At 71.8% G+C, this 10,866-nt stretch carries 8 protein-coding genes; 4 read left to right on the top strand and 4 right to left on the bottom strand.

Translation table 11 applies throughout. The annotated features are described in order from the left end of the window. Nucleotides 1-164: 164 nt before the first annotated feature. The gene (locus tag ACQPWW_RS08995) at nt 165-3,047 is read right to left on the bottom strand and encodes a glycoside hydrolase family 9 protein (RefSeq protein ID WP_433130971.1); all 2,883 of its coding nucleotides are present in this window, start codon (nt 3,045-3,047) and stop codon (nt 165-167) included. A 358-nt stretch (nt 3,048-3,405) separates the two neighbouring features. Here ACQPWW_RS08995 and ACQPWW_RS08990 point away from each other — a divergent pair, with 358 nt between their 5' ends. Both ACQPWW_RS08990 and ACQPWW_RS08985 read left to right on the top strand, forming a co-directional pair. Then, a complete protein-coding gene (locus ACQPWW_RS08990; protein ID WP_433130969.1) occupies nt 3,406-4,203 on the top strand; it encodes an LPXTG cell wall anchor domain-containing protein in 798 nt (265 codons plus the stop codon). Between the two features lie 66 nt (nt 4,204-4,269). Further along, nucleotides 4,270-4,668 (top strand): VOC family protein, encoded by a 399-nt coding sequence (locus ACQPWW_RS08985; protein WP_433130967.1) that lies wholly within the window; start codon nt 4,270-4,272, stop codon nt 4,666-4,668. Here the strand turns inward: ACQPWW_RS08985 and ACQPWW_RS08980 are convergent. From ACQPWW_RS08980 to ACQPWW_RS08970, 3 genes are all read right to left on the bottom strand, one after another. Then, complete coding sequence (locus tag ACQPWW_RS08980) at nt 4,563-5,702, bottom strand: GNAT family N-acetyltransferase (RefSeq protein WP_433130965.1); 1,140 nt, start codon at nt 5,700-5,702, stop codon at nt 4,563-4,565. The genes ACQPWW_RS08985 and ACQPWW_RS08980 overlap by 106 nt on opposite strands. Nucleotides 5,703-5,792: 90 nt before the next feature. After that, nucleotides 5,793-6,494, bottom strand: a complete 702-nt coding sequence (locus tag ACQPWW_RS08975; RefSeq protein ID WP_357802052.1) for an amino acid-binding protein — start codon at nt 6,492-6,494, stop codon at nt 5,793-5,795. Nucleotides 6,495-6,648: 154 nt separating this feature from the next. Then, on the bottom strand, nt 6,649-8,373 hold the full coding sequence (locus tag ACQPWW_RS08970; protein WP_433130962.1) for an alpha-keto acid decarboxylase family protein: 1,725 nt from the start codon (nt 8,371-8,373) through the stop codon (nt 6,649-6,651). Nucleotides 8,374-8,574: 201 nt separating this feature from the next. Between ACQPWW_RS08970 and ACQPWW_RS08965 the strand changes: the two genes are divergently transcribed. After that, nucleotides 8,575-9,654: a phosphotransferase family protein gene (locus ACQPWW_RS08965; RefSeq protein ID WP_433130960.1), complete on the top strand. Its 1,080-nt coding sequence runs from the start codon at nt 8,575-8,577 to the stop codon at nt 9,652-9,654. Then, nucleotides 9,654-10,865, top strand: coding sequence for an acyl-CoA dehydrogenase family protein (locus ACQPWW_RS08960; protein ID WP_433130958.1), 1,212 nt, complete (start codon nt 9,654-9,656; stop codon nt 10,863-10,865). The genes ACQPWW_RS08965 and ACQPWW_RS08960 overlap by 1 nt, the downstream gene beginning before the upstream one ends. The last annotated feature ends 1 nt before the right edge of the window (nt 10,866 follow it).

Below are 10,866 nucleotides of genomic sequence, written 5' to 3'. Positions count from 1 at the left end.
GGCGGAACGACCGGACGTCTTGGGGTGGGATATCTAACGCAGTCGATGTTAACCACGCACCGGTCCGGGCAACGGTTTTACGGAAAAGTTTCGGAAATGTTTTGGGCTTGCGGCGTGGCCGGTCGCCCGGGGCGGTACCGGCCACGTCACGCAGCGTCGATGGGTCAGGAGACGGTGCAGGCGGCGCCGTTCACCGTGAAGGCGGTCGGCCTGGTGGTGCTGCCGGTGTGGGTGCCGTTGAAGCCGAAGCTCGTCGACGCACCCGGCGCCAGTGTCCCGTTGTAGGACAGGTTCGACGCGGTCACCGCGGCGCCGGTCTGGGTCACGTTCGCCGACCAGGCCTGCCCGATCTTCTGCCCGCTGCTCGGGAACGTGAACGCGAGCGTCCAGCCGTTGATCGCCGTGGTGCCGGTGTTGGCGATCGTGATGTTCGCGGTGAACCCGGTGTCCCAGTTGTTCGCCGTCCAGGTCACCGCGCAGCCGCCGCCGGCCGGCGGGGCCGTGGTGGTGACAGTGACGCCGGGCGACGCGGCTGACACGTTTCCGGCCGCGTCCACCGCCACCACAGTGAACGTGTACGTGGTGGAGGCGGTCAGCCCGGTCACCGCAAGCGTGGTGCCGGTGGCCGAGCCGACCAACACGTTCCCGCCCCGGTAGACGCGGTAGGCGGTGACGCCCACCGCGTCGGTGGACGGGCCCCAGGTCAGGGTCAGACCGGTCGGGCCGATCGCGGAGGCGGTGGGCGTACCGGGTGCGGTCGGCGCCGTGGTGTCCGGCGCCGGGCCGGCCGGCGTGGTGACGCTGAGCGCGGCCGATGCCGCCGAGCGGTTGCCGGAGCCGTCGAGCGCCCGCACTGTGAACTGGTACGTCCGCTCGGGCGCCAACCCGGTCACGGCGACTGTGGCCCCCGTCGAGGCGGTGACGACCGGGTCGACGCCGGCCGAGGTACGGGTCACCTCGTAGCCGGCCAACCCGCTGCCGCCGGTGTCGGTGGACGCGGCCCAGGTCAGCGTGAGCCCACTGGACGTGATCGCGGACGCGACGGGCGTGCCGGGCACAGTGGGCGCGGTGGTGTCCGGGGTGGCCGGTCCGGGCTCCTCGCCCCAGACCCGTACCCCGCCGGAGTAGAGCGGCACCTTGCGGTTGGGCCCGGCGGTCGCCTGGTACGACGGGTCGTTTGTCGGGTCCCAGGTGCCGCCCTCCGGCACGCCGATCTTGAACTGGACCTCCATCCGGTGCGCCGACTGGCCGGCCGGGGCGATGGTGTGCCCGGTGCAGTCCACCTCCACGTACCAGATGTCGCCGCTGAACTGCTTGGCGCTCGTCGGGGACGGGCAGCCCTGGGTGTAGCCGGCGGTGACCTGCACCGGGCCGGTGCCGTCGGGCCGGAAGAAGTACCGGAACTTCCCGTCGGTCAGTGCGCGCGCCGGGAACGCCGACTTGTTGTAGATCATCGTCTTCAGCCCGGTGGCCCGGGGCTCGGCCTGCGTCACGGTGGTCTCCACCGTCAGCTGGTCGATGTCCGGCGTCTCGGCGACCGGGAAGTTCGCAAGCGGCGTGCCGCCGTACTCGGAGGTCAGTCGGACCAACGCGGACGTGAAGCCGGCGTTGTAGTCGGTGGCCACCTCGTTCATCACGTAGTCCGACCGGCTGTCGCTGTACGCGTCGTTGGCCGAGGACGGGCCGCCGACAAGTGCGCCGTAGAGGGTGTGCCGGGTCTCGACGGGCACGGTCTGGCTGTCCCACCAGGAGCCGTGCGCGGTGCGGTGGTGCGGGTTCTTCGGTGCGTTGGCGCCGAACCCGATGACGTAGCTGGAGTTGCGCGGGTTGTCGCCGAGCGCGTAGTTGATCTGCCGGACGGCGAAGTCGTGGTAGCGCGCCTTGCGGGTGGTGTCGGTGGTCTTGTCGCTGTAGACGAGCGCGGCGAAGGAGGTGTTCGCGGCGTAGCGCAGCGCGCCCCACGAGTCGAGCACTGCCATCCCGCCCGGCGAGTACGGCACCCGTTGCCCGTCCACCCCGACGGTCCAGTAGTCCAGCCAGCGGTTGGCGTCATCGACGTACTTCTGCTTGCCGGTCAGGTTGGCCAGCAGCACGTACGCCCCGAACTGCTTGTTGTCCCAGGCGATTGTCCACTTGTAGGAGCGGGTGGTGGACTGGTTCTCGGTGCCGAGCTTGTCGTACTCGCTCTCGGCCTTGGTCAGGTAACCAGCCTCGCCGGTGGCCCGGTGCAGCCAGATGGCGGCCCAGACCAGCTCGTCCTGCCAGCCGCTCCACGAGCGGTAGAAGCTTGTCGCGTCGGTGATGCACTCGTGGTAGGACTTCCGCACCGTGTCGGCGAACGTGTAGAGCTGCCTGGCGTGGGTGAGCAGCTTGTCCGCGTAGGTCGCGTCGGTGGGCCGGAACACCATCGAGGAGGCGGCCATCGCGGCGGCCGTCTCCCCGGCCAGGTCCGCGCCGCCACAGCTCGCGTCGATCTTGTACGCGGGTCGCGCCATCGGCATCACCTCGGCCGGGCCCCACCACTTGTGGTCGTCGTCGCCCTTGCCGATCTGTCCGTAGAGGACGTTTGCCGACGGGTGCGCCTTGATGAAGTAGTCGTTGACGAAGCGCAGGTTGTTGAGCAGGTGCGGCAGTTGCCCGGACGCGGTGTAGCCACTGCGGTACTCCACCGCGCCCCAGGCCAGCATCGTGGCGCTGAACGCCATCGGGAAGCCGAACTTGACGTGGTCGCCGGCGTCGTACCAGCCGCCGGTGAGGTCCAGCCCGACGTCGGCGCCGTCGGTGAGCGCGCTGTCGCCGCGCCAGGAGACCCGGTTCCAGCTGGGCTTCCGACCGGACTGCTGCGCCTCGTAGAAGAGCAGCGACTTCTGCAACGCCTCGGCGTAGTTGAAGGAGGCCGGGGCCGCGGACGCGGGTGCCGACACCGGTCCGGCGACCACCAGGGACAGGCCGGTGAGCAGGGCGATGCCGGCGGCCAGCAGCCGGCGGGGCCAGGGTTGGTCGACGACCGGTGAGCGGCCGGCAACCGACCGGGTGGCATGGCGCATGGCGGGCTCCTGTCGGAGGCGCCGCCGATGGTCGCACCGACGCGGGACGGCGTACGGGCGGCACGGCCACCGGCGGCATCGGGGGTGGCGGTATGACCATGGCAGGCGATGGAAGCGCTCCCATGGATAGACGACAATGTAATGTGGCCATCGCCGATTGGGAAGCCCGTGTCCCGCCGCCAGCGTCACCGCACTCGTGGGCGTTACAGCGACACGCGCACGGCCGCACGAAAAGTCGGCCCGGCAGCCACTTCCGCCCGAGACGTCGCCCCAGCTCAACCCGGTTGGCCGATGCCGCCCGGGCCTTCCCACCATGGGATCATGGGCGGCCCCCTCGACCAATCTCGGAGGAAACCTCATGCCACTGCGTCGGCGCCTGATGCGCTCGGCCGTCTGCACGGCCGCCGCCACGGCCGTTCTCGCCATCGCCTCACCGGCCTGGGCATCGAGCATCGTCCCCCTCAACCGCGCCCACATCGGCAAGACGGCGGGGGCGTTCCAGCAGGAGTGCCAGGACCCCAAGTTCGGCACCCGACCCGCCGACCAGGACGGTTGGCACTTCGTGCTGCCCACCAAGCAGTCCGGCGACTTCCAGACCCTGTCCCTGACCTTCAAGGACACCGCTGGCGTCACCGTGACGGTGACCGTGCCGAACCCCGCCGACCCCTACACCGACTTCCTCTCCGCCAACGGCGGAGGCGACAAGCAGGTGAAGCACGCCTATCTCTTCACCCCGACCGGATGGACGTTGACCGGCGGCAGCGCCCTGGTCAGCGGCGAGGGTGAGCGGTTCAACCTCAGCCACACGTGCGCTGGCACCACGGCCACCGCGTCGCCGACCCCGACGCCGACGCCGACCACGCCGACCACTGAGTCGCCGACGCCGACGCCGACGGCGACCACACCGGCCACGACCACGCCGACGCCGACCACGCCGACGTCAACGCCGACGGGCTCGGTCTCGCCGTCGGAGTCGGCGGCGCCGGGCGGTTCAACCTCGGCCGCGGCGGGCGCGGGCGGCGGCGACAACGGCGGCAGCCTCCCGCTCACCGGCGTGGCGGTCACCACCTACGCGCTCGGCGGTGTCGCTCTCATCGGCGGCGGCGCCCTGCTGATGATGCGTCGCCGTCGCGACCGGATCACCTTCACCAGCTGACCGACGAACGCCCACGACCGGCCCCGGACACCGCTCCGACGGCCGGTCGTGGCGTACCGTCGAACGATGGCGATGATCGCGCAACTCTCGCTGGGAGTGTCCGATCCGGAACGGGCCGCGGCGTTCTGGGCCGGCGCGCTCGGCTACCGCCGCCGCCCGCCCCGGCATCCCGGCGACGAGTGGATCGTGCTGGAGCCACCGCCCGGGGCGCCGGGCGCGCCCATCGCGATGGACCTCAGCGAGAGCCCGGTCGAGGAGTTTCCCCGCGTCCACCTCGACCTGGACGCCGGTGAGCGCAGCCTCGACGAGGAGGTCGACAGGCTGCTCGCACTCGGCGCCCAGCCGGTGGACTGGGCGCACTACCCCACCGACCCGCTGCCCACCGAACCGCCGTACGTGGTGCTCGCCGACCCGGAGGGCAACCGGTTCTGCGTCTCGGGCCGCCGCGAACCGCCTTCGCGCTGACGCCGGTGGGCGAGCGGGACGGTGACGGTGAACCGCCCGCCGTCGCGCTCCACGGAGCTGGGCCGGTCCAGCCGCCGCAGCGTCCGCAGCATCGGGGCGTTCTCCGCCTGGACATGCAGCACCAACGCCGCGTACCCGACGGCGTCGGCGTGCCGGACCAACCGGCGCAGCAACGCCGAGCCCAGCCCCCGCCGCTGCCAGTCGTCGCGCACCAGCAGCGCCACCTCGGCCTCGTCGCCCTCGCCGAGCAGGTTGGCCATGGCGACCACCGACTCCGCCGCACCGTCGGCACCGGTGGTCGTGGCGACCAGCGTCAACCCTCGAACCGGCTCCAGCAGCCGGCGCAGTCGGGCGGGCTGCGGCAGCAGCGCCCCACCCAGGTAACGCCGGTGCCGGCTCCGTGGCGAGCATGTCTCGTGCAGCTCGACGACGCCGGACAGGTCGTCCGCGCAGCCCGGCCGGACGGCCACCTCGGCCCCGTCGGGCAGCACCACTGTGACCTGCTCCGCGGCCCGACGTGCCACGGTGGCGGCCAGCTCGACAAGGGCCTGCGCCCGGGCGTACTCCGCCGGGGTGAAGGCGGGCGCGGCCCGGCGCAGCGCGAACGAGCCGCCCGCCGGATCGGCAAGCGACATGGTGGCGTCGGTGATCCCCGAGTCGACGCCTGTCGACGCCGGTCGCCAGGTGACCGAGTCGGCGCCGAGCAGGGTCCGCAACGCCTCGCCCGTCGCGTCCGGATCGCGCGCCAGCCGGTTGGCCAGCCCGAGGACCCGGGTGGGCTGGTCGACAAGGCCGCGCGCCTCGGTGCGCGCCACCCAGCAGTCCCGGCCCCGACCGCGCTCGACGGCGGCGATCAAACCCGCCTCGTCGAGCGTGTCCGGAGCGTCGACCAGGAAGTCGTCCACCGCGCCCTGCTCGGTGGGTTGCACCTGCACGGTGAGGATGTTGACCCCGCGCAGCGCGAGGCTCGCCGTGAGCACCGACAGGTAGCCCGGTCGGTCGTCCACGGTGGCTCGAATCCGCCACAATGTCATGGTTGGCTCCCTTCCCCACCTCAGAGCCTCACCCCCGGCTGTTGCCGCCCGATTGCCCGGCGGTGTCGCGCCCGGGAACTCGCCGGCCGGTCAGGGGCCGGCGACCACCGGCGGCGCGCCGACCAGGTCCAGCCGATCACCGAGGATCACCGCACTGGCCCGGACCAGCTGGGTGAGCCGGTCGACCTCGGTGCTGTGGAAGTTGGCGGCGCACAGGGTGTCGCTGTATTCCCGAGCCGCCACCAGCACCAGGCCCGCCCGACCGAACGGCGCGATCGCGTGGTGGGTGCCGTCGGGCGTGGTCATCGACCGACCGCGCAGCGGGGTCACCTCCGGCAACCGCAGGGGTACGGGCGCACGCCAGCTCGCGTGCCCCACCGTCGCCCCGCCGCCCCCGGTCCGTGAGGCCCAGTCGACAGGCACCACGGCGGCGACGGCCCAGTCGGCCGCCAGCAGCCCGGGCACCGCGTCGACAAGGGTGGCCAGCCCGTCGGCCGGGTTGGCCGCGACCTGGGCCAACAACTCAGCGTCCTGGCCGGTGGTGGTGGGCGCGCCGATCGCCCGCCACACGCCGTCCACCCGCACGCCCGGAATCGCCGCGAGACCAGCCAGCAGCCGCTCCACCCGGGCGGCCCCCGGCCAGACGACAGTGAAGTCGTCCACCGCGCGCCCGCCGAGTCGTTCGAGGACCACCACCTGGACGATGTCCGCGCCGGAGACGCCCAACGTGCGGGCGACCTGGCCGAGCGTGCCCGGACGGTCCGGCAGGGTGACCCGAACTCGCAGCAACATGTCTGTCCCTCCGCTCGGCGGGCCGGCGAGAAGCGGCCGGCAGGATGCGATACAGCCTGCCGGTTGACCATTTCGTCCCTGTTGCAGAGGCATGTCCCGAGGGGAAATTCACGAGCGGCGACCGGCTGGTTCCGGCAGGTGAGGAAGCCGACGCTCAGGGGAGCCCGCCCAGGGGCAGGACCGGTGTGGAGGCGAGCTGCGCGTGGTAGTCCGCGGCGGAGGTCTCCCGACCCCACTGGGGCATGCCGGTGGGCAGGTCCAGTGGGTCGGTCTCCACCTCGATGAGGGTCAACTGGGCCGGGGGGCCGTCGATGCCGGCCAGGATGGCGGCGAGCTCGCCTTCGGTACGGGCGACGTGGGCCGTGAAGCCCTTGTCCCGTCCGAACACCGCGGGCAGTTCCGTGTACCGCCAGTTGTCGATGTCGTTGTACGGCTGATGCCGTCCATCGACTGCCCGTTCGACGGTGTAGCCGCCGTTGTTGACCACGATGATGATCGGACGTTGGTTGCAGGCGAGCATCCGGCTGATCTCCTGCACCGTCAGTTGCAGTGATCCGTCGCCGGTGACAAGCACCGTCCGCCGATCCGGTGCCGCCACCGCGGCGCCGAAGGCGGCCGGGGTGGCGTAGCCGATCGAGCCCCAGATGGGCGGCCACACGACGGTGACGTCGGCGGGCAGGCGCATCGTCGCCGCGCCGAAGGACGGGGTGCCGGTCTCCGGGACGAAGATGTCCCCCTCGCGCAGCATGCTCTGGATCGCCGGCCAGAGCCGTGCCTGCCGGATCGGTTCGGTGTTCGACGGGTCGAGTGCGGGTGGGTCGGCCGCCAGCAGCGGCGCGCGTGACCATTCCGCCGTACGGTTCGGGGCGATCTCGTGCAGGCACCGCAACGCCGCCGGCAGGGCGACCGGGGCGAAGCGGGTGCCGGCGACGACGGCGGCGTCGCGGTGCAGGCTGATGACCCGGTCCACCGTGATGTCGGCGGTGAACAGGCCGTCCCAGTCGAAGAACGTGGTGCCCACACAGACCAGTGCGTCCGCGCCCTCCACTACCGCACGGACCTCGTCGACGCTGTCACCGCCGTTGTAGGCGCCCACGTAGTGAGGGTTGGACTCGTCGAGCAGTCCCCGTCCCAGCGAATGCGCGGCGACCGGCCAGTTCCGGTCGGCGGCCATGGCGGTGACGGCGGCGCCGAGGTCAAAGCGGATCGGCAGGTTCCCCACCAGCATGGCGGGCCGCTCGGCACCGGCGAGCAGCCGCCGGGCGGCGGCGGCGAAGGCGTCGAGCTGCCCGGGCGCCACGACCGGCTCGGGGCGGGTGAACGGTCGCCCCGGCTCGGCGACCTCGGCGTGGGCCACGTCGCCGGGCATCCGGACGTAGACCGGACGCTGCTGCGACCAGCACTCGGTGAGCACCCGGTCGACCTCCCCCAGGGCGTTCTGCGCGGTCAGCGAGGTCTGGGCGACCGTCACCTCGCGGGCCACCCGCATCCAGTGCTCGAAGTCCCCGTCGGCGAGCGAGTGGTGCATGGAGGTGCGCTCCCGCATGATCTCCTCGGTCGGACCACCGACGATCGAGACGATGGGCACCGACTCCGCCATGGCCCCGGCCAGCGCGTTGACCGCCGACAGCTCACCGGGACCGAACGTCGTGAGGATCGCGGCCACGCCGCCGAGGCGGGCGTATCCGTCGGCGCTGTAGCCGGCGTTGAGTTCGTTGCAGCTGCCGACCCACTCGATCCCGTCGAACGCCTCGATCTGATCGAGGAAATCCATGTTGTAGTCGCCCGGCAACCCGAAGACATGGCGCACCCCGAGGTCGTAGAGCCGGCTGAGCAAGAGCTCGCCGACCGTCGTCGTACCCTTGCCCGCCTTCACCACGATTGACCCCCGTCGCTCCGGAGACCGCTGCCACGGCCACCATGAAGACGATATCCAGGCAACTGTCGCAAGGATGGGGGATTGTCCGCTCGGGTGGCTCGACCGGCGGCGGCGCCGCGTCCGCATGGCCGAGGCGCTGACGACGACACGTCAGGCGTATCTGACCTTGACAACGTGAACGGCCTGCCATCAACTAGTCGGATGAGTGATCCGGCCGTCGATGCGTCGCGGCCCGAGGCCGTCCCGGCCTCACCCGCGGGTCTGGCCCTGGACCGCCTCGCCGACTACCTGGCCCAGCACCGACCCGAGCTGGCCGCCGGGCCGCCGCGGGCCGACCTGATCGCGGGCGGCAAGTCCAACCTCACCTACCTGCTGCGCCTCGGCGACCGCGAGGTCGTGCTGCGCCGCCCACCGCTGGGGCACGTGCTGGCGACCGCGCACGACATGGCACGCGAGTTCCGGGTCATCTCGGCGCTGGCGCCGACCGAGGTGCCGGTGCCCGGCGCGCTTCTGCTCTGCACCGACCCGGACGTGATCGGCGCCCCGTTCTATCTGATGGAGCGGATGCCCGGCGAGGTGTTCCGCACCCGCGCGCAGACCGACCCGCTCGGCGACGAACGACGACGGGCGCTCGCCATGGCGATGATGGACACCCTCGCCGCGCTGCACACCGTCGAGCCCGCCGCCGTCGGGTTGGGCGACTTCGGCCGCCCCGAGGGCTACCTGGCCCGGCAGGTCCGCCGCTGGGCCGGGCAGCTCGACCGCTCGCGCAGCCGCGACCTGCCCGGCATCGACGAGCTGCGGGACCTGCTGGCCGCGACCGCCCCGGAGGGCGCGAACGCCGGCCGGATCGTGCACGGCGACTACCGGTTGGACAATCTCCTCGCCTCGGCCGACCCGGTGGCAGTGCACGCCGTCCTCGACTGGGAGATGGCCACCCTCGGTGACCCGCTCGCCGACCTGGGGCTGCTCCTGACGTACTGGGATGTCCTCGGCAGCAGCGACACGGCCGAGGGCAACCCGGTCGCCGACGGGCTCGGCCCACGCGCCGGCTTTCCCACCGGCTGCGAGTTGATCGACAGGTACGCCGGGCGCAGCGACGTGGACGTCGGGCCGCTGCACTGGCACGTGGCGCTCGGGTGCTTCAAGCTCGCTGTCATCTGCGAGGGCATCCACTACCGGCACACGCTCGGGCAGACGCTCGGCGAGGGCTTCGACCGGATCGGCGAGATGGTGGCACCGCTGGTCGCGCACGGGCTGACCGCCGCCAGGGAGCGGTGATGGATTTCGCTTACGACACCCGGACCGAGGAGCTGCGCGACGAGCTGACCCGGTTCCTGACCGAGCACGTCTACCCGGCCGAGGCCGTGCACGCCGAGCAGGTGGCCGCCGGTGACCCCTGGTCGCGTACCCCGGTGTTGGCCGAGCTGAAGGCGGAGGCCCGCAAACGCGGCCTGTGGAACCTGTTCCTCCCCGACCCGCGCTACGGCGCCGGCCTGACCAACCTCCAGTACGCGCCGCTCGCCGAGTTGACCGGGCGCAGCCCGCATCTGGCGCCCGAGGCGGTCAACTGCGCGGCGCCGGACACCGGCAACATGGAGCTGCTTGCCGAGTTCGGCTCGGACGCCCAGCGGCAGCGCTGGCTGACGCCGCTGCTGGAGGGCGAGATCCGCTCCGCGTTCTGCATGACCGAACCCGACGTGGCGTCCTCCGACGCCACAAACATCGCCACCCGGATCACCCGGGACGGCGACGAGTACGTGATCAACGGACGCAAGTGGTGGTCGTCCGGCGCGATGGACCCGCGCTGCGAGATCTTCATCGTGATGGGCAAGACCGACCCCGACGCCGACCGGCACCGCCAGCAGAGCATGGTGCTGGTCCCCCGGGACACTCCCGGGGTGCACGTCCGCCGGGGCATGACCGTCTTCGGCTACACCGACGGTTCACACGGCGGGCACGCCGAGATCGACTTCACCGACGTCCGGGTGCCGGCGGAGAACCTGATCGGCGCCGAGGGCACCGGCTTCGCCATCGCCCAGGCCCGACTGGGTCCGGGCCGGATCCACCACTGCATGCGATTGATCGGAATGGCTGAGCGGGCGTTGGAGCTGCTCTGCCGCCGGGCCAACGAACGGATCGCGTTCGGCCGGCCCCTCGCGGAGCAGGGCGTGGTCCGGGAGTGGATCGCCGAGTCGCGGGTGCGCATCGAGCAGGCCCGCCTGCTGGTGCTGAAGACGGCCTGGCTGATGGACACCGTCGGCAACAAGGGCGCACACACCGAGATCCAGGCCATCAAGATCGGCACCCCGGCGATGGCGGAGTGGGTGATCGACAAGGCCATCCAGGGGTACGGCGGCGCCGGCGTCAGCCAGGACACCCCGCTGGCCGCCCTCTGGGCACAGACCCGCACCCTACGCCTGGCCGACGGCCCCGACGAGGTCCACCGCAACTCCCTGGCCAAGCGCGAACTCCGCCGCTGGGCCCCGTAAC

It is taken from the genome of Micromonospora sp. CA-240977 (assembly GCF_050942285.1).
In the GTDB taxonomy this organism is placed as follows: domain Bacteria; phylum Actinomycetota; class Actinomycetes; order Mycobacteriales; family Micromonosporaceae; genus Micromonospora.
The sequence above is the reverse complement of the archived record's forward strand: the minus strand, read 5'-3'. Positions and strand labels throughout refer to the sequence as shown.

Excerpts from the sequence above, each read along its gene's own strand:
- ACQPWW_RS08965 (WP_433130960.1), top strand. The coding sequence starts at position 8,575 with ATGAGTGATCCGGCCGTCGATGCGTCGCGGCCCGAGGCCGTCCCGGCC.
- ACQPWW_RS08980 (WP_433130965.1), bottom strand. The coding sequence starts at position 5,702 with ATGACATTGTGGCGGATTCGAGCCACCGTGGACGACCGACCGGGCTAC.
- ACQPWW_RS08960 (WP_433130958.1), top strand. The coding sequence starts at position 9,654 with ATGGATTTCGCTTACGACACCCGGACCGAGGAGCTGCGCGACGAGCTG.
- ACQPWW_RS08975 (WP_357802052.1), bottom strand. The coding sequence starts at position 6,494 with ATGTTGCTGCGAGTTCGGGTCACCCTGCCGGACCGTCCGGGCACGCTC.
- ACQPWW_RS08985 (WP_433130967.1), top strand. The coding sequence starts at position 4,270 with ATGGCGATGATCGCGCAACTCTCGCTGGGAGTGTCCGATCCGGAACGG.
- ACQPWW_RS08995 (WP_433130971.1), bottom strand. The coding sequence starts at position 3,047 with ATGCGCCATGCCACCCGGTCGGTTGCCGGCCGCTCACCGGTCGTCGAC.
- ACQPWW_RS08990 (WP_433130969.1), top strand. The coding sequence starts at position 3,406 with ATGCCACTGCGTCGGCGCCTGATGCGCTCGGCCGTCTGCACGGCCGCC.